We start from the raw sequence: 21,023 nt of genomic DNA, 5'->3' as shown, positions 1-21,023 counted from the left end.
TTCTGGGAGTTGATGGATAAAGAGTGGACGGATGTATTTTGGAAGCTTCGCGACACTGGAGAATACGAAGTTGATAATCTGTTCTTGAGCACCTTTAAAAATGTAGCGCAATTAAATAGCGCATTATTGCTTAAGCCATCCCAAGGCAACTTAGAAAGTCTGGACAACGCTTGGCTGCTTGCTTGTCGCGATAATGTATTTATTCCGACTCAAGCTTACAAAGATCGTCACTGCTTTGAGAAGCAAACCTTAAATAAGGTTGGCATGATGCTGTCACTTTGTCATCAGTTGCAATTAGATCCGGCAGGCAGTCAGTCTGCGAGTGTTTGGCAGCAATGTAAAAGTATTTTTGCCGGAATACTACGTGACCGAAGCCTCCAAGACCAAGCTCGCTTTTCGGCACTTTATCTGTTTGTGCAAAAAGTGTTTGAGCTAAAGCTGGTGGAGGGCCCATGGAGTGATGAACTGATAGGTGAATTAGCAGATTGGTTAGCTGTTACTACGCGACTAAGCCTCAATGTCGCATACGACATTACCATGAACTACGTGAGCTCATCACACGCACTTAAGAGTATTCTTGATGATGTTGACGTGACCAATGTATTGGCAAGCATTGCTAAGTTAGATAGCTCAGAAATGCGATTTTTCAACGAAAATCAACGTAGTGAAGAGATTGTAAAAGCGAAGCTAATTGTTGAAGATAGTGCGTGGCGAGAGCGTCTAGCTAAGTATGAAAATCACAGCTACTTCTATTATCAAATTGGTTTTCTATTACGTGGAGCTAAACTCGAAGATGGAAGCTATGACGCAGTAAGGTTTGAAGAGCTAGCTAGCAATGCAGCCGTACTTTTTGAAGACTACTTAGAAACATCAGATTTCTTGATGCAGCGAGCGTTATTGGCGACGGGCTTGTATTTGGTCAAGCCATCGCACCGAAATCATAGCTTTTGTCGCAACACTACAGGTAATGCACGTGCTCGTTATGAGAATTGGCGTCGTGTGTTTAATAATGAATCCCTCTGTGCAATTCTATTTGGACTACTTGATAAGCTTGAGAATGGCAGTGAAGAGCTGGGGATGCGAGCGATCATCGAGAGTGCAGATTGCCATGATTGGCGTAAATACGTATTTCAGTACCCAGAAATCATCCGTTATTCAAGCGAGCGTCAGGTTCGCCTAGGTGGTGGCGAAATATACCTGTTGAAAGGCAAGGTGATGTCTGGTCGCTATGCGGGGCTAAGAACATACACGCTTTATTTGGAGCTGCAGAATCACACTTCTGCGTTTACTCACGAGGTTGAGTACAGTGATGGCATAGGCAAGCAAAAGCAACCTGCTGTGGTGTTACATGGGTGGCAAGATGCAGACTTGTATATTGAGTACCAAGACTGCGAGTTCACGTACTACCTGCGTGATGAAGACAATGAAGTGCTAGATATTGAGGTTGTGGAAACAGAGTTGCTTCTTGAATTAAAGCGCATTGCTGGATTTGTTGTAGGGATAGGGAACTAATTAAGCGATAGTTACCAACTCATCGTTTCAGGTATGGAGAGGCAAGTGATCGTAAGGACTGCGACAGAGAAAGACTCAAAGACTTTACTCAGGCTTATTGAGCAAAAAGCTGAATTTGACCGAAGTATGAAAGGCTTTACAGGTGAGATATTAACAACGGTAGAAAAAATTGAACGCACGTTATTTGGAGATTACCCATTCGCACATGCTCTATTGTTAGAGCAGGACAGTGACGTTTTAGGTTTCGCTTTGTTCCACTATCGATATTCCTCTTTTAGCGGTGAGCCTTCAATTTGGCTTGATGACCTTTTAGTCATAGGAAAACAAAGATCGAAAGGTTATGGTCATCAACTTATGCTGGCTTTAAAGTCACAAGCTAAATTAGCATCTGCTTCGCACATCTCATGGACAGCGAGTCCCCACAACAGCAAAGCCCACGACTTCTATAAAAGGCTGGGTGCTGAGGTTGAACGTATGGATGGTCAAAGACCTTATTTTCGTTGGACCGCGAACGGTTAGACTATTAATCTATTTTGCAGGTTTGCAGGTTTGCAGGTTTGCAGGTTTGCAGGTTTGCAGGTTTGCAGACTGGCAACGCTAACTTTGGCTGGGCGGCATTGTTCCTCGCGATGTAACGGACCTAAGTGTAGTTTTAAGGGAAATCAAAAATTATGGATAAAAACACTCAAATTTGGCGTCAGTATTATGATAAGGCGTTATCCCGCCCACACTCAAAACGGACTGAGTTTGCAGCTAGGGTTAATGAATCTAACCTTAAAGTCGCCATTGATTGCGGGTGCGGTACAGGCAGTGATATTCAATTTTTAGAGCAACAAGGTTTTAAAGTTCATGGCTTTGATATTAACCCTGACTCTGTCGCTATTTGCAAAGACAGGTTTTCGTCGAAGTTTTTAGTGGAAATATCGGAATCATCCTTTGAATCTTTTAACTATCCAAAGTCAGGTGTTGTAATTGCAAACGCAAGCTTGTTCTTTGCTGATCCTGATAAGTTTGAATCAACTTGGAGAAACATTAAGTCCTCTATTGAAATCGGTGGAGTGTTTGCTGGTGACTTTATGGGTTTCAAAGACAGTTGGGCTAAAAATTATCGCAGTCCAACCACACCGTTATCGGAATCCGACGTAAAGGCTTTGTTCTGTGATTTTGAAATAGTTAGGTTCTTTGAACGTGACGAAAAAGCCAAAACCTCATTGGGTAGAGTAAAGCATTGGCATACCTATTCCGTTGTTGCGGTGAAACGAAAATAGCCAGCTTAGTGTTTTCTTAGTAAACAGTTACATGAGATATTGATGATTAAAATAGATTACTTAGTCCAAGTGGTTAGTGTTCCTCACGATTTAATTAAAGCATCGAGGAATGCTAAATCTGATTTGTATGTGACTCATAAGCTCTATCAATTTCTGGTTCAATCCAATCTTTTATGGCGAGTTTGGTACATAGATGAATTTGGAAAAGTTTGGCTTGAAGTTAACCTAATCAATGATATGGGTGAACCAGAGTTCCACACAGTAGCCTTAGATACAGGTACTTATTTGACGATAAATACAGACAGTTATGAAGTTTTGAATGAACTCAAATAGCTTTAAACATAGATAACAATTCCATCAATCTATCAATGCTCGTTATTTTTAGGTTACGATGGTTTTTTGGATGATTCACAACATTCGGTATTATTGTTTACTTAGAATCAAAGGAAACCTGATACCCATGGAAAAGGTTGATTGGCATAAAAACCTGATAGATGACAAAACAATCATCACTGATACCTACAAAACCACCCAAAATGTCCGTAGATACTTTAAATCAAAATTTGGTGAGCAGTTTAGATTTGATCGTTCTTTTATGGAGTGGATGAAGAATGCAACAGGGCTGACAATGGGGCAAGCTGCAAAAGAATGGATGAGTCGTCAACATTAAACCGGTTCATTTTCTATTATTCGACTAGGAGGTTAGGGCTGTTTATGTATCAAGTCTTTGTTTTTGGCACTCTGAAAGAGGGCTTTCCTAATCATAAAACCAATAAAGGTGTTCGCCTTGGTTCTGATTATTTAACCAAAGAAGCCTTTCCTCTGTTATTAGTCGGTGAGCGTCATTCGCCATGGTTAGTCTTAGACGAGGGTAAAGGTCAGCCTGTTAAAGGTCAGGTTTTTACTGTTTCTGAGAATGCTTTAGTACAAATGGATAGGCTAGAGCGCATAAACGAACCAGACGGTTATCGAAGAGTGACTATTCCCGTTATTTGTGCGGAAACAAACAATGAGCTGGAAGTTTTTGTTTATGGCAAGCCTAAAGAGATGACAGCAAAGTCAGATATTCGCATGGAACTTTCTGGTGAATACCTTCTAGAACATGCCAATATGTATCGCAGTAGAGCTTCTTAACTAGGCTTTTAAGGTTAAGCTGCAAACTTCAACTCTGGTACATGTCGTTTGAACCGTTGGCTAAGGCTGATTCGTTTATAGTTTGAAGTTTATAGCGACAAGCTTGATTAGCAGCAGCTTAATGAATTCTGTGCTTTGCCTTACTCATTATTTACTTAGCGTATAGAGGGAAAATGGAACTTAGAACATTTGAAAAGGAAGACTATAACCTGTTAATAGGTTGGATTGATTCAGATAAATTGAATTATCAATGGGGAGGTCCAAACTTCAAGTTTCCCTTAGATTCAACCCAAATTTGTAAACATTGCTCGCAACCTGAAGTATCCCCTTTTATCTTTGTGGTATCAGGTCAGAACGCTGGCTATGTTGAACTTTTCAAAGTGTCAGAGTCTCATTTTAGAATTTGTCGAGTGTTTGTCTCAGACCATTTTCGAGGACAAGGCATTTCAAAATTGATGCTTAGCCAGCTAACTGAATTAGCAGAAGAAAAATACAATGCTAATTTATTGTCCCTTGCAGTCTTTGAACGAAATACAGTTGCAAGAAATTGCTATGAATCACTCGGCTTTGTAATAACTTCTTCTGAAAGCGGTACCCGGATCTTTGAAGGTGAGACTTGGTCTCTCCTACATATGGAAAAGCGTTTATAGTGAAGCACCGTCAGACTGCCAAACTCGCTCAATGTTTTAGTCGTTCTAGTGTTTAAGACACAGTTCCTATGATCTGGTGTTGATTGTGCTCCCAACACTGACATGATCATTATTTAATGAGGGAATATGAAGTATTTATCTATGATAGCCACCATGTTATTGGTTGGCTGTACCACAACTCCTAGCTTTCAAATCGAAGTCGATAATTATCAGTTAAAGCAGAATGTTTTTCTGCTGGTTCATGCTTTTGAAGGAGAGTGGGAGTGTGATTACAATTCAAGTAAAGCCGCATTTAGAAAAGAAGCAGAGGCTGTGTGCTCTGAAGATTACTATTTTAGTAGCCCAAAGGTAACTGACTCAGAAACTAAAGAGTGGGCTAATGATTTGCTAAGACGTTCGGTTGCTCAATGCAGTATCGACAAGGTCTGCGGGTGTTTTGTTGAAGTAACTTGCAGATAAATATAGCAAAGAATTTAAAGTAGGTTATTAAACGCGACAGTAGTCTGCTAATCATTTTTAATAAAGGAGGTTGTAATGGAAGGTATTCAAGAAAGTTATTCGTATTTAGCATCGAGATGGACACGAGTAGGTGCAGCATTTATTGACTCCCTCATCCTAAGTGTTGTGATGATACCTTTAGCTTATTACAGTGGAGGCTTTGATGACCTTAGCCAGAACCCGCCAGTTGAAGCGCCATTTTCATATCAAATTCTAATGGCAGTTCTTGGTTTTGGATTGTATTGTGCGGTCAATTGGAAGTTTCTTTCTGAGTCTGGTCAAACAGTAGGCAAGAAAATACTAAAAATTAAAGTTGTTTATTTAGATGGCTCTCAAGTCACAGTTCAAGATTTAGTTTTTAAACGTTATGTATTTATGATCACACTTGGTTATCTACCTTGGATTGGCGGCATTCTTACCATGGCAAATGTTCTAATGGTTTTTGGTAAGCAAAAGCGAGCAATTCATGATCGTATCGCGAAGACAAAAGTAGTCATCTGCTAATTGTTTGATTCTTAAGTGCTGTCCTAAATTAACAATTCATGGAAGCACATTTGAGTTCATATTCCATACGAAGATGAGAACAAACGTTAAGTGGCTAATGTGCTTTTTTACAGTGTTACATTTGCCTTTTTCGTTAACAGGTAGCTCTAAATAAAACGGTCTCCAAATAGGTAATTTTTAAAGCATTCGATACTGAATCTTAATGCTTGGCATTTAGGCTGGTTTTTAAATGGATTTTTTAGTAGCTTCGAGCATCTTTTAGCTTAGCTCGTTATTAAAATGTGTACTGCACACATCAGGATATATATGAATTTTGAAACGTTATCAGAACAGCAAATTCTAGACATCGCAACCCCTATCATGGACAACTTAATGGAAGCATCTACTAAGATTGATCATGAAAATCATGTTCGAGACTTTACTGATCGAATGAAGAAAATTGTGTCTAAAGAATACCTTCAAGCGGTTTGTGAACAATATCAAGCTGAAAAAGGGTTCTTTAGTGACCGAGAAGTAGTGGCAGTGTTTAAGCGTCCTGATTCAGCGGCAATTGTCTGGAAACAGTCATTTACTAAAGCAAAAGGAGAGTTTGTTGCCGAAATGGTCTTGGTAGAAGTGAATGGGAAGTACCTTTGTGACCACGTTATGGTGTTCTAAATGTGCTTCAGGATAAACGACTACTAGCAGTGAGAAGTGTTTATATAAAAAGCGTCATTCATACAGCATTTAGAGGAAATGATTTGTGCAAAACTCAGTCGATATACAAGAGCAAGTTGTCTTCTCAATTAGAGAGTTTGTGAACTCATTTAGCGCAAAAGATAACGTTGTGGCTGATATGACGACACTCGTCAATGTGACTGACCAATTACCGCTGGCACATTTTGATTTTTGGGAAAGGCTAATCCGTTCTGAATTTTCGAATGCTATTGAGCAAGCTCCTCGATATCAATGGATGTTTCGGTTTAAGCCCCAGCCAAGAAAAATACTGACTTGGTTAGATGTAATTAGTTGGGATGGACATGAACGAGAAAAAGCGTTGAGAACCATTTCTTGCGCTGCTCCGAATGCGTTTTTCTTTACTATGGTTCTTAGAAGGCTTAATGACTGGGTTCCTCAAGTTCGTCAAGCTGCTAGGGAGCAAATTCTAAAGATAGCCGAGCAAACTTCTCCTCAAGTTGTTGCTGATGCGATAGCTATTACCATTGTAAATTGGAGTTCTTGGGAGCGAATTGAAAAAGCTGATAGGCAAGCGTTATTACAATTAACTAATAGGAAAGAAGTAGTTGAGATTCTAACTAGAAAATTAATAGAAACTACTTCTGGTCCAATGCCTTCTCTGTTTTCTCAGTTAGGTCGAACTAGCGCTTTTGATGAAAGTCTTTCTACTATTGCTCAGAATGCTATTCAACCACCTCTAAGAGCTAAAGCTTATCGTAGCTTGTTTGAAAGGAGGCTCGTATGGAGTGAAGGTCATCGATGGGTATGGACTGACATTCGTTATTGTGAAGGTAGAAAAAAACCAGCTGTTTTTGAACGAGAATTGAAAGTATCGCTGCCATTTATCGAAATATTAAATCAATCAGCAAATGATCGTTCACCTACTGTTCGTAAAGTAGCAGCTGAGTTTTTAATCAAAGAGTTGGAGAACCTTGGAAGTGTATCAAAATATTACGCACTTCAATTCGAGGCTGATGAATCTGAATCTGTCGCAGAGAGAGGAAGATTTGCATTGAAAAAGCTGGATGATGCTTCTGGTAACGTTCTCTCTTAATTATCAGACTAAAAACGGTTTATAATTTTGGGGTAGATTATTAAGTTGACGGTTCTTTAAATTATTTGGTGCGGCGATTGTTAATAGCGAAGAATTTGATGATGAGGATAAATATGGCTTTATCGACGAGGAGTTGCAGGGCTCATTGGTGCAGGTTTACCAGATTAATCTAATTTGTGGCAAGAAGAATAGGCAGCCAACGAAAGAGAGCCGAGGCTTAATTCAGGCGTGCTTTGATAGTTTAAAATAGATAAAGTGTCCCAAGCTTGTTGGGACACTTTATCTTTAAGCGTATTGAAATGCTTTATGGGGCGCTAAGTTTTAATAATTGACCGTAACTTTAAAAACTAAGCTAAACCTTAAACTTGTTGACCTGGTCGCTGAGTATTTGGCTTTCTTTAGCCATAACAGCAAAAGACTCAGTTGCTTGGTTAACCGTAGCGACTATGCTTTCACTGCTATCAGCGATAGTTTGTACATTTTGAGTAATATCATCACTTACACTACTTTGCTCTTGAGCTGCAGTAGCAATGATGTCTGTTTTTTCTGAAATTGAAGTGATGGCTTTTTCAATCAGAGTTAAGCTATCACCAGCTTTACCTGCACTTTCAATGGTAGCGTTAGAGCTTGCGACACTTTGGTTCATTACGACAACAGCTTTCTTTGCACCAGCTTCTAAGCGCTCGATCATAGCATTGATTTCGCCAGTACTTTCTTGAGTGCGACTTGCTAAAGAGCGCACTTCATCAGCGACAACGGCAAAGCCTCTACCTTGCTCTCCTGCACGTGCCGCTTCAATAGCTGCGTTTAGTGCGAGTAGATTGGTTTGCTCTGCAATCCCTCTAATGACTTCAAGAACGCTACTGATCTGATTGACGTCTTCATTCAATTTTGAGATCACATCTTCAGCAGTATTCACATCATTAGACAGCTCTGAAATTTGATCAATGGTGTTATTAATCGTGGATGATGCCGAACGTATTTGTTCATTGGCGAGCGTAGAAGAGTCCGCGGTGTCTGTCGTGCTTTCACTTACAGCATGCGCAGCATGTTGCATCTCTTGAACTGCAGTCGCTACGGCTTGGGAATCACGTTGTTGGCTGCTAGTGGCGGTAGAGATTTGTTGTGTTAAACCTCGAACCTGATTGAGCTCGAAATCTAAAGCGTCACTGGTTTTTATAACAAGAGAGACAGTACCTTGTATCTGCGAAACAAAGGTATTGAATGAATCGGTCATTTCACCCAGCTCATCGTTGGATACCTTAGTCACACGTTGAGAAAGATCTCCTTCACCAGAGGCGATATCTCTAAGTGCTAATTTAAGCTTATCGATTGGGTTGATTACCGTTTTGGTATAGAAAGCGAGAGTCGCTAATGAAATGATAAGAATCAACGCAATACTGGATTCTAATGTGCGTTCTGCTGTAAGTCTCGCCTCTTCTATTTCGACTTCAGTAGCCGATATTTGAGCCTCAATAGCATCATTTACTTTGTTTAGATCTTTTCTTGCTTGTACGAAAAGGTTGAATGCTTTGTCACTATTACGCTGAAATTCGGAAGCCCATTCAGACTTATTTAGCATACGAATATTCTCGTAGTTACTGAGCCACTTTTTGCCTGAACTCACTAAATTTGATACATCGTTTTGATATTGATTGGGCATCAATGACGATATTGCACGCGTTTTTTCAAAGCGAGGAACCGCCTTGAGTGCATTATCAGTGAACTCATAGTCATGAATGGCAAACTCTTTATCAGATCGAGAAAGAATGATGCCTGATACAGCGTAACTGGCTTGATACATATCTCGATATGCATCGTTCAAAACAACACTGGCTCCAAATAGTTGAGCCAACTCCTCACTGAGATCAGACTGTTTCCAAGAATATTTTATGTTGAAAGCTGAGCTTATGCAGAACACAGTAAAAATGATGATCAGGGGGAATCTAAGCTTATTTTTTATGGTGATATTATTTAACATGATTATGCTTCCTTATGCTCGTTGCAGCATAAATAAGAGTTGCATAATGCAAACCGAAATAATATCTATTTGGGATGCATATCACTAAGATAACCATATAAAACATGGGTTTAATCTCAATCGATCAAAAAATGATCGGTCGATCCAGCTTGAGTCATATTATTATTTGAACTACTTACTTCTGTGTAGCCAGAAGTAGGTAGTGTAAATTGTATGATGTGCATAACAATGGATACATGCTTGTTATAAGATAGCTTATATAAATTGATTTCTTGGTTATTAAATACTTATGCGTCACTCAGACTTTAGCTTGATCCCAACATTTATTGCCATTTATGAGCAAGGAAGCTATACGGCAGCAGCAAAAAAAATGAATTTGAGCCAGTCAGCTGTCAGTCAAAGTGTTGTGCGATTACGAGATTTATTTCAAGATCCCCTTTTTGTTATCGATAATAGAAAGGTTACTCCAACACCTTATGCTATTGATATTTATCCTGAACTATCTAAAGCGGTCGATGTGATTAAACTGACGACACCGCAGCATCGTCAGTTTGACCCTGCTACTTTCTCACATCATTTTTCTATTTCATCTTTAAGTGTTTTTGGCTTAAATTTATTACCTTCGTTATCCAAGCTTTGGCTTAAAACTGCTCCTAATGCAAAATTACGTATTTCTCCACTTGTCAGTAATAACCAAGATGTAATTTTGAGGAACAAAGATTTTGATGTGTTATTAGATATTGAGCACAAGCAGTACCCGCATTTATGTTCAAAAGTACTTATTGAAACAAAGGTAGCGGTGATCTGCCGTGAAGATCATCCAAGGCTAACGGGTGACAGCATAACGCTCGATCAGTACCTTACAGAAAAGCATGTTGTACATAGTTCTGAAGCACAAAAAGAGGCTTACTTGGTTGGTAAAGGAGTGCAGTCAGAAGACATTCTAAAACAAAGAGATGTTGCTTGGTATGCAAGTAACATTCATGAATTTCTGCCTATAATTGAACAAACCGATTGCCTAGGAAGTATCCCCATAAATTTTATTTCAGATCGGTATTTGCAGTTACATGGGCTTAAAGTTCTCTCTTCTGATTTATTTCCTGAGATTTTTAGAGGGAGCATGTATTGGCATAAGGCAAGGGATAAAGATATTAAGCACCGTTGGTTGCGTGAAATGCTTATTAAAGCGTCAAAGCTATAAAGGAAAGTATAATTTTATAGGGTTAATTATATTTGCATGTTATCGGTTGCAACTTATTTATATGTAATATTTATTTTAGTTTGTGATAATTATTATTAATTTTAAAGTAAATGATTATTCTAGTTTCTTATCTTAATAAATAAACCGCCATTAACAGGTTTAATTCCTTCATCTAACATTAATGGTAATAGTTTAATTGTGTTAGTTGATTAATTTTTGAACATGTCTGATTTTTAGTCAATTTTATTTTTTATCATTTCAATTTTATTTCTTATTTTAGCTATAAGTAAACTACCGTTGTTGATAGAAGCTATCTGCATGAATATAAGTGATATCTTTATAACTAAAGTTTTACTCAGTACCCTATATGGGTGATGAAACCATACAGCTATTAAGGTTAATATTTTATTAAATGAATGTAGAAATGCTTGCCCTATCTAGCAGGTTCCATGGAAGCAGGGAATGAAATGACAATGAGTACGTATCCTATAGAAATAACAAGAACGTTAGGAATACCATTCAAGCAGTTCGAAGAACAAATACGGAAAGATCTCGGTGCAGTAGGGATAGAAAACATTGTAATTGTGATATTTTCAGATTCGAATAACCCAGAACTTAAAGTCATTGAATCCATATCAGGGCGAATAAATATTAGTGCTTGTATAAACAAACACCTTCAAAAATATTTAAATACGAGCCTAATTCAAAGGTGTAAAGAAATTAAAAAATATGAAGATAAGTTCGTTAAACAACCTATTTTCGACCATGAACAATTAACTATCAGTCACAGTCTTAGAACTTATATGCTTAGAGACATTGTGGCTTATGGCTTCCAATTTACCTTCATCATGCATAGTTTACGAGAGCTGACTTCAATAGAGCTTGATAAGTTACGAACCATCTGTGACATCTCCACTGCCTGGGCAAATTCATGGTCCGCTCACCATATGTTACTGCATATATGGGACAACTTAATAACCAGTAGTGATGTAGTTGCACAACCGGACTTAACGCCTTCAGAATTAGAAGTCCTGAAGTTAATTCTACAAGGTTGGAGTAGTACTGAAGTCGCTAATATCAGGCAAGTATCAAAAGAAACAGTAAGAAGTCAGATTAAAAGCATCCTGAATAAATCTCAGTGTAATAGTCAAAACCAGCTTATTGCCTGCTATGGGCATAATAAGTGGCTTGGGTCAGCACCATTTGAATCAATATGACTATTTTCTTAGGATAGGAGGAATATATGAAGCATGTAAGAAGATTTATTAAATATAAACATCAAGTTATGCTTATATTAGGTGTATATATAGTGTTCTTACAATTTGATGAACAGCATAACCAGGTTGTTATCGATAATACTTTCATCCACGACTATCATGCATCTATCTTCTTTTTTATATCTCTATTTTTTTGGCTGATTGTTTACTATTTAATGATCCAGTTTTCTCAGTATTATCAAAATTCTAAAGTGCAACTTGAAAATGATCCTCTTACTGATTTGAAGAATCGAAATTTTCTGAAAGGAGCAGACTTTAGGATTCAGAAGGATCTAAAGACCAAAGGCTTCCACTGCATTGGTGTGATAGCTTTGGACATCGATTATTTTAAGCAGATCAATGATTCATTAGGACATTACATTGGTGACTTGGTATTGATTCGTATTGGGGAGATTTTGAAGACGAATGTTAGGCAGTATGATGAGTGTTATCGTGTTGGTGGGGATGAGTTTATCTTGATCATAAGAGCACATCATTATGTTGAACTCGTTGATCTAGTGAACCGCCTGCAAAACTGCATTTTGAAGGATGCTTATATGTGTGATATTTGTCTTCAGTCAGTAACCGTATCTGGTGGGTTAATTTATTTAGAGCCCCATGAAGAAATTCATAATGCGATGCTTAGAGCTGATGACCTTCTTTATGTTGCTAAGAGATCAGGACGCGGTCAGATACATCATGATCCAATTAATATTTAAGTCACGCAGCTAAATGGCTAACAGTAGTGAACAACTCTTGTTCGTAGATCTAGTTTAGGAAAAATTTAGACCTTACTAGTTTATACTTAGAGTGTTACGTCACTGGATACGAACTTAAAATACCAACATTACTATTGAATGACCTCATTTCTAGATTTTATAGCTTTTGGTAATATGCTTAGCTTTAAGATTAAATTCTGCTGTAACAATGGATCCGTTGTCTTTATTTTCCTGCGTTTGGAATAGAAATTGCTTTTTAAACGAAAGCTATTTTCTACTTTTAAATACGCACTTGAATATCGCATGTTTGAGGGGCAGTATTACCCATTGATCGATTGATGGAGCAATCATGATAATTATCGAAAAGCTCAAAAACACACATTTTGATTCAGTGAAATCTATCCAATTAGAGGAAGGACAAGTCAAGTTTGCAGGCACGGCAAACGAATTCTTACTGGATGGAAGTGAGACTACTCATCTGCATGTCATTAAATTTAATCATGAGGTTGTTGGCTTCTTTAAGTTAGATACTGCCTATTCGGGAAACTATGAATTTTGTCCAGAAAATAGCCTTGGATTAAGAGCATTTGCGCTTGATAAAAACCAACAAGGGAAAGGCTTGGGTACTGGATCGGTTAAGGCTTTGTTTCCTTATCTAAAAGCTCATTACGCACAATATGACGCTATATATTTAACCGTTAATTGCAAAAATCCGATAGCGTTCAGTTGCTATGAAAAAGGTGGTTTTGAGTATGTTAATGAGAAGTATTTAGGCGGTGCGGCAGGTCCTCAATTTATTATGCGCGGCAACATTTTATGATAAGTGGTTGATCTTATTGGCGAATATTTGGACTCGGTAATGGTTATAGATACACGCTGGCAATTCGATAAGTCAATGAGCTCTGGTTCAAACATCACTGTATGGTGGTGAGTAATGGAGAAATAAAGTGGTCACTATTAGGCAATACCAAGAATCAGATGCTGAAACGCTCTGGAACATTCACTTTCGCACGATTCGAAATATTAATATTCAAGATTACTCACAAGATCAAGTAGAAGCTTGGGCACCAGAGCGATTTGATTTATCAATTTGGATGAATAAAGTGACAAGCTTATCTCCATTTGTCGCTGAAATTAACGGGGACATTGTTGGGTATACCGATTTACAATCTAGTGGACTTATTGATCACTTTTTTTGCCATCATGAATATCAAGGACAAGGTGTCGGTAAGGCTTTAATGGAGTATGTACTGAAAACGGGGAAGCAACGAGGATTAAAACGTTTCTATTCTGAAGTCAGTATTACCGCTCGTCCTTTCTATGAACACTTCGGTTTTAGAGTCGTTAAAGAACAAGAGGTTGAAGTGCGTGGGCAGACATTAAGAAACTTTGTGATGGAGAAGCGCACTTAGATCATAATCAAGATTCTTAACTCTTGGCATAAAATAAAAGGCTAACACATGAATGTTAGCCTTTTTGAACGCGAATTATTTCTAGGTACTTCTAATTAACAACCGTATTTATCGAAAATATAGCTTTCAAATTGTTGGCACATCTCGTCGTTCGATTGTGTGTTACTTGCCAATTCGGTGCTGCCATCCACAATGGTAATTGAAGCTTGAAGAGGAGAGATTTCAGAGCGTTTTCTAGAGTTTAACAGCTCAATTTTCTGTTGTTCAACTGCCCAAGCTTGCTCCGCAGAAAGGTTACATTCATCCGCTAAGTATTTAGCGTTGAACCCTTCCCCTGTAAGGCGTTGAATGGTTCCATTATGATTTATGCTATTACCCGCATGCCAGTAATGCTCCGCCAGCAATGGACCAATCTCAGGGTTGTCAGTAAGGTAACCAAACTTCTTAGTGAAGTAAGAACGGGTTTGGTAAACCGCCATATGAGCCAGTAAATACCCTTGATAAGCGCAAGACGCTTCGTCAGATAATAAGTGAGGAATCGCCATTAATGGGCGAGGGCTGCACTCTAACGCTAAGATCTGTTGCTCTGTATCACGAGCAAGTTTCGTTACACGTTCAGGAGTTAACTCGTCATCGCTGAGCAAGTACAATGCACGCTCGAAGTAAGGCACTACCAGAATGCTGCGTTCTTGGAAAGCTTGGAACGGTTGTTTACTGTCGATCATCGCTTTGATGATTTCATCAGGAACCGCTTCACCTTCTGAGTTAATTGCGTATTGTTTCAGCCAATCCGCATCGTTTAAAAGGCTATCACAGAACATTGATTGCGTTTCTGCGTATGCCATAGATGTAGGTGCAAACTCTTGAGAGAAGCATGGTGCATTCATTTTTACGTTAGCAAAGTGCGCGGCATGGCCACCTTCGTGGAATAGGGTGTTGATACCGTCATACCCACTGCCAACTTGGTCTGGTTTAGCATTACTCGTAAAGTTAACTTTTGCAGCAACCCATTCACCTTGATCGTAAAAAGACGGGATAGGTCCATGGCAGAACCCATTTGGATACTTACCTTTACGGTCAAGCAAATCTAGAGTCAGTTCCGCATCAGAATACGTAATGTTTAGACGACCAAACGACTCAACCCAACGGCGTAATGATTTAGAAAACGGAACGTAAGGGTCGAGATCACGCATCACGTCTCCTGCAAATGAAAAGACAAAGTTATGCCCTTTCAGTGCAGCATCGCCTTTGCTTTGCGCTAAGTTATTCAAGCTATTTTGGTGGCTATCGCGAGTGCGTTCTTCAAAGTCGTCCAAAATAGTGAACAGCTCAGCAGTGGTCATTTGTTCTGTTTTGACGATTGAATAATCGAAGAAAGTCTTGTATCCCAGTGAACGTGCAAATTCATTACGGCGTTTTACAAGTTCAAGGAAACCGTTTTGAAGTAACCATTGCTCTAAATCTAAGAAAGCTTGATGTGCAGACTCTCTAACTGATTCATTAGAATTGGTACGAATTGCTGAACTAAGTACTGGCAAAGAGCCTTCAACTGACTGACCTTCCTCATTGGTGTAGGTCATGATGTGGTTTTGTTTTTTCTCGAACAATTCAGCTTCAAATTTGATGAGTTCTGCTTTCAGTGTTTGAGACTCTTCTGATTCGATTGCGTGAGCCTGAAATGTCGCTAACCAACCTTGCAGACCTACTAAAGTACTTTGTTTTTCAGCTTCGTCTTGAAGTTGTTCTGCTTGTTCAATTTGATGCTTAATTTCTTTTATTTGGCTAGCAGCACTTAAAAATTCTGTCCATTTGGTTTGGGCTTGGGTAGAGCCATCATGGTCATCGCTGATGCCCATATACGTTTCCCAGAAGAAGTTTTCTTTGGTTCTGTGGATTGATAAATAACGTTGATTGAGATCGTTTAGGTATGCAGTAGCAGTCATCTTGTTCCCTGTAAATTGACGCTTAATATTGTCTCCATTATGTCATATTAAATAATAATGATGAGTGAGAAAGTGAAAGTTGTTGTGAATGCAATTGTAAAGAGGTTTTTACTGGGTTTATGTACATAGCTTTACATTCGGTATCACCGAGAAAATGTCTATTTAAATGATAATCTCAATTTAATAGGCTCGATATTTTTCACCTCAATAATTTCATTCATCTTGAGTTTTTGCGTATTGCATACGGATTTGGCGAATGTTATTCTATTCGAATAATGGTTCTCAACGTGACGGAATACGTTATTCGGGATTTAACCATCGATTAGATTGATTAATCTTTGGGTATAAATCAAGCGGGCATGTATGCCCGTTTTTTTTATCTGTAATTATCTGTGACTTATTTATTGAAATTGAGCGCGGGACTATCCAATAGGCTTTTCGAAAGAATATAATCAGTGTATCGCCCCTTTAGTTTTCCATTATGAAATCTTCCTTGTTGCAAGCCTTCTTTTCTGTAAATAGCCGTTGTCTATCTTTGCTATTACTTTGTTTTTCTTCATCACTACCTGCTGCCGAGATAGAGCCTTGGTGGCTTCGCCATGTCTTTAACACTGCCCAAGCTCTACCCGAAGCCAACAGTTTGCTTAATGAAGTTGGGCTATTCGATTGTGGGGAAGAAGAAGCGACCTTATTGTGCAGTGATGAAATTAAATACTACAACGAAAAAGTTTATGTTGAGCTAGAACTTACAGATACTAAACAGACCGGAAAAACTGATGAAATTACTGTAACTGAAGAGAAGTTGTCTACCAAGTTTGTCAGTGTCGTACGCTTTAATACGATTTTTAATGCTCATACTTATACGATGCTTCAAGCAAACTTACGACGAGATGGTTTTGTTATTCAATCCATCGTTATTGGAAACGAAGTGTTCGATGTGGTCAAAGAACTTGCCGCTGCGAAACAGCAGAATGAAAGCCCTCAATCGGTAGATACAAAATTAATCACATTTATGAATCAACGTAGGCTTGTTAGTGATCAAGCGAGCACTTGGATGACAGGAAAAGATAGCTCGCCTAAAGTTAGATTATTAAGGGAAGGATCAACATTAACTCTGGAATTGTTTCGAGAAGCGCTTTAATTCCGAGAGCTGCTTTTAATAAAGCGAGATTCACATTTTTCATGAAGGATTCCTAGTGACATCTTTTATACGTTGAGCCTTCGGTAAAACAAGCATAGGATAATTGCATTATTGATAAAGGAGACAACCGATGGTTGCAAAAGTAACGACAGCACCGCAAGGTCCTGAGCTGTCTGAATTAGTCCAAGGTTATTGGCGAACAGAAGAATGGAATATGACGTCTCAAGAGCGTCTTACTTTTCTTAAGCAACATATTGATCTTGGTATCACTACGGTTGATCACGCTGATATCTATGGTAACTACCAATGTGAAAAGTTATTTGGTGAAGCATTAGCGCTTGAGCCTAGTATCCGCGAGCAAATTCAAATCATCACCAAGTGCGACATCAATTTATGCGGTGATCATACGCCAGATCGTAAGATTAACCATTATGATACGAGTGCTCAGCATATCTACCAATCAGTGAATAACTCGCTTGAGCGTCTTGGTGTGAATGAAGTGGATGTACTGCTTATTCACCGCCCAGACGTTTTAATGAATGCTGATGAAGTTGCTGAAGCTTTTACTGAGTTACACAAAGTCGGGAAAGTGAAGCATTTCGGTGTGTCTAACTTTTCACCTCGCCAATTTGAGCTTTTACAGTCACGTTTAGGTAAACCATTAGTCACTAACCAGGTTGAAATCAACCCTCTGAACTTTGAAGTAGCTCATGACGGTACATTAGATCAACTCCAAATGAATCGTATCCGCCCGATGGCCTGGTCTTGTCTAGGTGGCGGAAGCATTTTCACTGGCACTACTGAACAAGCGGTGCGCGTTCGTGAAGAATTAGAAGCAATTCGAATCGAAATCGGCGCAGACAGCACTGATCAAGTGATTTACGCTTGGGTGAGACGTTTGCCTTCAAATCCATTGGCGATTGTTGGCTCTGGGAAAATTAAACGTGTCCAAGCTGCTGTTGATTCTTTAAAAGTAGAGTTAACTCGAGAGCAGTGGTACCGCGTGTGGGTGGCTTCGAAAGGTCACGGTGTGCCATAAACTGAAGTTTATTTGAATGTAAATAAAGCCAGCAATTGCTGGCTTTATGCATTATGACCTTTGTTTATTACGAGCTCTATTTATTATGTGCTTTGCTTATTATGAATAGGGTGGCCCAGTTGCAATAAGATATTCAAGTAGTTCATCTGGCCAATTCACACCATTAGTTAAGTCTTTTGTTCCTGAGACCATTTCACCATCGACAGCGTTATAGAGTAAATATGCAGCGTTTTCTAAGCTGCCTTCAATGCTGTAAAAGTGGCAATAAGAAAAGTAGTCGCGCGACTGGTGGATCAGAAACTCATAACCGGCATCTTTCGCAGTTTGAAAGTTATCACCAGAGACATTTCCTCGGCTATTACTCCCTCCAGATCTTGGGTTATTCCCATAGGTTTTATCTTCATAATGATCGGAGTTAGTTATCTCTTGTAACAATACGTAGCAAGATCTGACATTGTTTATATCGCGGCGACTCCCTCCTCGGCTATTTTTTACCGGGAAGCAAGAGCCAGAGAAGTTGGAATAGATACCATCAATATTAAATGAGGATGTGTTTTCCCCTTGAGGCTCTGCAGTATCTCCACCTCTCGCTAAACAAGCCGCTTGGAATAGGTTAGTACCGGTTCTAAAATTGCTTAATAAGCCTGTAGCAGCGGTCTCATTTGCTTCATTTGAGTAGGATAAAAATCGAGGCGCAGCAACAACGCCTAACACACCTAAAATAAGAATAACGATGATTAACTCAAGTAACGTAAAGCCGGAGTTATGCTTGGGTAGCTTCATGGTAACCTCCGTTAATGTTTATTATATAGTATGAAATCCCGTTTGAATTTTATCATGTCTATAACATATTGAAACCGGTAATTGATGGTTTTTGAATTACCTAAAATTTACGGTTAAATATTAAGCAGCTTTATGGGTGGAATATTTTTAAAAAACACTCATAATGCACTCTGTTTTTTATCTGTTGGACATTTCCATTGAGCACTTCTAAATTTTCTTCTATTGACCTTAAGCCTGAGCTTCTAACAACCTTAGACGCATTAGGCTATGCCCAAATGACACCTATTCAAGCATTGAGCTTACCTTCTATTTTAGCGGGTAAAGATGTAATTGGTCAGGGTAAAACTGGTTCAGGTAAAACTGCCGCTTTCGGTCTTGGTGTACTGCAAAACTTGCGAGTAAAACGCTTTCGTGTGCAGTCATTAGTTCTCTGTCCAACACGTGAACTAGCAGACCAAGTAGCAAAAGAAATTCGCACATTGGCTCGTGGTATCCACAATATTAAAGTATTGACGCTTTGTGGCGGAATGCCAATGGGACCACAGATTGGTTCATTAGAGCATGGTGCTCATATTCTAGTAGGTACACCAGGTCGTATTTTGGATCACCTTGAAAGAGGTCGCATTGATTTATCTGAACTGAATACGCTTGTATTAGATGAAGCCGATCGCATGCTTGAAATGGGCTTCCAAGATGCTTTGGATGCGGTAATTGAAGCAGCACCGAAACAGCGCCAAACGCTATTATTCAGTGCGACATTCCCAAAACAGATCAAATCTGTTGCTGATCGCATTATGCTAAACCCTGAGATGGTGAAGGTAGAATCCACTCACGATCATTCAAGTATTCAACAGCACTTCTACAAGCTGGAAGGCACAGAAGCGCGTGATGATGCACTAGAACTTCTTTTACTTCATCATCAGCCAGAGTCTGCTGTTGTGTTCTGTAATACTAAGAAAGAAGTTCAGAACGTGAATGATGAATTAAGCCACCGTGGTTTCAGCGTAACTGAACTGCATGGAGATATGGAGCAGCGTGAACGTGACCAAGCTTTGGTTCAATTCTCAAACAAGACTATTTCTATTTTAGTCGCGACAGACGTAGCTGCTCGTGGTCTGGATGTTGATAACCTTGATGCCGTGTTCAACTTTGAACTGTCTCGTGATCCTGAAGTGCATGTTCACCGAATTGGTCGTACTGGTCGAGCTGGTGGAAAAGGCGTTGCTTGCAGCTTCTTCAGCGAGAAAGAAATGCACCGTGTTGCTCAAATTGATGAGTACATGGATATGCCGATTGAGCCATCTACACTACCAGAGAAGCCAAATTCTAAACCATATCAATCGAATATGGTTACTATCCAAATTGATGGTGGTAAGAAAGCTAAATTGCGTGCGGGTGATATTTTAGGTGCGCTAACAGGCCAAGGCGGTATTGATGGTAAGTCTGTAGGTAAGATCAATTTATCAGCAATGCGTGCATACGTTGCGATTGAAAAATCATTAGCGAAAAAAGCATTGAACAAAATTGAGTCAGGCAAGATGAAAGGGCGTCAATTCCGTGCTCGTATTTTGAAGTAACGCACTCAGAATTTATCGGTCTTAAAATTGATCAAAGGTTTGACCTAGGCAACTAAGCTTAGGTTAAACCTTTCATGATCTTATAAATATCTAAAATGAAAAGTCTAAACTGAGAGTTCAGCTCTATTCATCTGGTCTGATTGAGTAGAGGTCATTCATGTGCTTTCCTGCCCCCAAGTACCAATCCATAGCCTCCTGGCGATTTGTTGCCATAATTCTTGTTGTTGTTATTTTGCCATTTTCGAAGTAGCAGACTTCATATTCAATTTCGCATTCATAATGAGGAATAGCGGCCATAACTTACCCCCCTGTGGTAATTACGAGAATTAATGCAAATTTCATACCGTAAATTGTATTATTGATCGCATTTAATAATTATATTTTAGGTTTTCCTAGTGTCATTCCTTTTATCACTTTTTTCAGTAAGCTGACTTGAGTGCTTTATCTAAAGGGTCTACTTTGGAATAGTGAAGAACAAGGATGAGAAATAGAATTCTATCGGTTTTGGTGAATATATAAGTTATTGATATTTAATAACTGTATTTAGAGTTTCAAAAAGGAAGTAGATGAAAATGAAATTACTAAGGTGGTGGCAACTTGTAACCGTATGCTTGTTATTGTCAGGGTGTGGAAC

At 39.0% G+C, this 21,023-nt stretch carries 23 protein-coding genes; 19 read left to right on the top strand and 4 right to left on the bottom strand.

Annotated features, from left to right (window positions below; all coding sequences use genetic code 11):
* Positions 1-12 precede the first annotated feature (12 nt).
* The 11 genes from F0226_RS13280 (at position 13) to F0226_RS13230 (ending at position 7,337) form a co-directional block, all read left to right on the top strand.
* Positions 13-1,512, top strand: a complete 1,500-nt coding sequence (locus F0226_RS13280) for a hypothetical protein (RefSeq protein ID WP_171736095.1) — start codon at positions 13-15, stop codon at positions 1,510-1,512.
* A gap of 33 nt (positions 1,513-1,545) precedes the next feature.
* Complete coding sequence (locus tag F0226_RS13275) at positions 1,546-2,031, top strand: GNAT family N-acetyltransferase (RefSeq protein ID WP_171736094.1); 486 nt, start codon at positions 1,546-1,548, stop codon at positions 2,029-2,031.
* Positions 2,032-2,183: 152 nt separating this feature from the next.
* The gene (locus F0226_RS13270; protein ID WP_171736093.1) at positions 2,184-2,780 is read left to right on the top strand and encodes a class I SAM-dependent methyltransferase; all 597 of its coding nucleotides are present in this window, start codon (positions 2,184-2,186) and stop codon (positions 2,778-2,780) included.
* 42 nt (positions 2,781-2,822) lie between these two features.
* A complete protein-coding gene (locus F0226_RS13265) occupies positions 2,823-3,113 on the top strand; it encodes a hypothetical protein (RefSeq protein ID WP_171736092.1) in 291 nt (96 codons plus the stop codon).
* Positions 3,114-3,240: 127 nt separating this feature from the next.
* Entirely contained in the window at positions 3,241-3,450 is a 210-nt protein-coding gene (locus F0226_RS13260; protein WP_171736091.1) for a DUF6434 domain-containing protein, read from the top strand.
* A 44-nt stretch (positions 3,451-3,494) separates the two neighbouring features.
* Positions 3,495-3,914 carry a gamma-glutamylcyclotransferase family protein gene (locus F0226_RS13255; protein ID WP_171736090.1) on the top strand — a complete coding sequence of 140 codons (420 nt, stop codon included), beginning with the start codon at positions 3,495-3,497 and terminating at the stop codon, positions 3,912-3,914.
* Between the two features lie 173 nt (positions 3,915-4,087).
* A complete protein-coding gene (locus F0226_RS13250) occupies positions 4,088-4,564 on the top strand; it encodes a GNAT family N-acetyltransferase (RefSeq protein WP_171736089.1) in 477 nt (158 codons plus the stop codon).
* Between the two features lie 126 nt (positions 4,565-4,690).
* On the top strand, positions 4,691-5,023 hold the full coding sequence (locus F0226_RS13245) for a hypothetical protein (protein WP_171736088.1): 333 nt from the start codon (positions 4,691-4,693) through the stop codon (positions 5,021-5,023).
* A gap of 75 nt (positions 5,024-5,098) precedes the next feature.
* A complete protein-coding gene (locus F0226_RS13240; RefSeq protein WP_171736087.1) occupies positions 5,099-5,566 on the top strand; it encodes an RDD family protein in 468 nt (155 codons plus the stop codon).
* Positions 5,567-5,872: 306 nt separating this feature from the next.
* Positions 5,873-6,223, top strand: coding sequence for a hypothetical protein (locus F0226_RS13235; protein ID WP_171736086.1), 351 nt, complete (start codon positions 5,873-5,875; stop codon positions 6,221-6,223).
* 85 nt (positions 6,224-6,308) lie between these two features.
* Positions 6,309-7,337 carry a hypothetical protein gene (locus tag F0226_RS13230; RefSeq protein ID WP_171736085.1) on the top strand — a complete coding sequence of 343 codons (1,029 nt, stop codon included), beginning with the start codon at positions 6,309-6,311 and terminating at the stop codon, positions 7,335-7,337.
* A 352-nt stretch (positions 7,338-7,689) separates the two neighbouring features.
* Here the strand turns inward: F0226_RS13230 and F0226_RS13225 are convergent, their stop codons facing one another.
* Complete coding sequence (locus F0226_RS13225) at positions 7,690-9,318, bottom strand: methyl-accepting chemotaxis protein (RefSeq protein ID WP_171736084.1); 1,629 nt, start codon at positions 9,316-9,318, stop codon at positions 7,690-7,692.
* Positions 9,319-9,607: 289 nt separating this feature from the next.
* On the opposite strand from F0226_RS13225, the gene F0226_RS13220 reads away from it, so the two are divergent.
* From F0226_RS13220 to F0226_RS13200, 5 genes are all read left to right on the top strand, one after another.
* Positions 9,608-10,519 (top strand): LysR family transcriptional regulator, encoded by a 912-nt coding sequence (locus F0226_RS13220; RefSeq protein WP_171736083.1) that lies wholly within the window; start codon positions 9,608-9,610, stop codon positions 10,517-10,519.
* Between the two features lie 449 nt (positions 10,520-10,968).
* Entirely contained in the window at positions 10,969-11,736 is a 768-nt protein-coding gene (locus tag F0226_RS13215; RefSeq protein WP_171736082.1) for a helix-turn-helix transcriptional regulator, read from the top strand.
* Positions 11,737-11,762: 26 nt separating this feature from the next.
* On the top strand, positions 11,763-12,494 hold the full coding sequence (locus tag F0226_RS13210; protein ID WP_171736081.1) for a GGDEF domain-containing protein: 732 nt from the start codon (positions 11,763-11,765) through the stop codon (positions 12,492-12,494).
* Positions 12,495-12,843: 349 nt separating this feature from the next.
* The gene (locus F0226_RS13205; RefSeq protein ID WP_171736080.1) at positions 12,844-13,314 is read left to right on the top strand and encodes a GNAT family N-acetyltransferase; all 471 of its coding nucleotides are present in this window, start codon (positions 12,844-12,846) and stop codon (positions 13,312-13,314) included.
* A gap of 127 nt (positions 13,315-13,441) precedes the next feature.
* Positions 13,442-13,906: a GNAT family N-acetyltransferase gene (locus F0226_RS13200; RefSeq protein WP_171736079.1), complete on the top strand. Its 465-nt coding sequence runs from the start codon at positions 13,442-13,444 to the stop codon at positions 13,904-13,906.
* 95 nt (positions 13,907-14,001) lie between these two features.
* Here F0226_RS13200 and F0226_RS13195 read toward each other — a convergent pair whose 3' ends face one another.
* The gene (locus tag F0226_RS13195; RefSeq protein ID WP_171736078.1) at positions 14,002-15,849 is read right to left on the bottom strand and encodes a M3 family metallopeptidase; all 1,848 of its coding nucleotides are present in this window, start codon (positions 15,847-15,849) and stop codon (positions 14,002-14,004) included.
* Between the two features lie 481 nt (positions 15,850-16,330).
* Here F0226_RS13195 and F0226_RS13190 point away from each other — a divergent pair, with 481 nt between their 5' ends.
* Positions 16,331-16,990, top strand: coding sequence for a hypothetical protein (locus F0226_RS13190; protein WP_171736077.1), 660 nt, complete (start codon positions 16,331-16,333; stop codon positions 16,988-16,990).
* 130 nt (positions 16,991-17,120) lie between these two features.
* Positions 17,121-18,029 (top strand): aldo/keto reductase family oxidoreductase, encoded by a 909-nt coding sequence (locus F0226_RS13185; protein WP_171736076.1) that lies wholly within the window; start codon positions 17,121-17,123, stop codon positions 18,027-18,029.
* Positions 18,030-18,128: 99 nt separating this feature from the next.
* On the opposite strand, the gene F0226_RS22680 is transcribed toward F0226_RS13185, so the two are convergent.
* A complete protein-coding gene (locus tag F0226_RS22680) occupies positions 18,129-18,812 on the bottom strand; it encodes a prepilin-type N-terminal cleavage/methylation domain-containing protein (protein WP_171736075.1) in 684 nt (227 codons plus the stop codon).
* Between the two features lie 197 nt (positions 18,813-19,009).
* Between F0226_RS22680 and dbpA the strand changes: the two genes are divergently transcribed.
* On the top strand, positions 19,010-20,389 hold the full coding sequence (gene dbpA / locus F0226_RS13175; protein WP_171736074.1) for an ATP-dependent RNA helicase DbpA: 1,380 nt from the start codon (positions 19,010-19,012) through the stop codon (positions 20,387-20,389).
* 123 nt (positions 20,390-20,512) lie between these two features.
* Here dbpA and F0226_RS13170 read toward each other — a convergent pair whose 3' ends face one another.
* Positions 20,513-20,686, bottom strand: a complete 174-nt coding sequence (locus F0226_RS13170; protein ID WP_137373762.1) for an RNA helicase — start codon at positions 20,684-20,686, stop codon at positions 20,513-20,515.
* Positions 20,687-21,023: the final 337 nt, after the last annotated feature.

The sequence above is a fragment of the Vibrio sp. 99-70-13A1 genome, assembly GCF_013114625.1.
GTDB lineage: Bacteria > Pseudomonadota > Gammaproteobacteria > Enterobacterales > Vibrionaceae > Vibrio.
The sequence above is the reverse complement of the archived record's forward strand: the minus strand, read 5'-3'. Positions and strand labels throughout refer to the sequence as shown.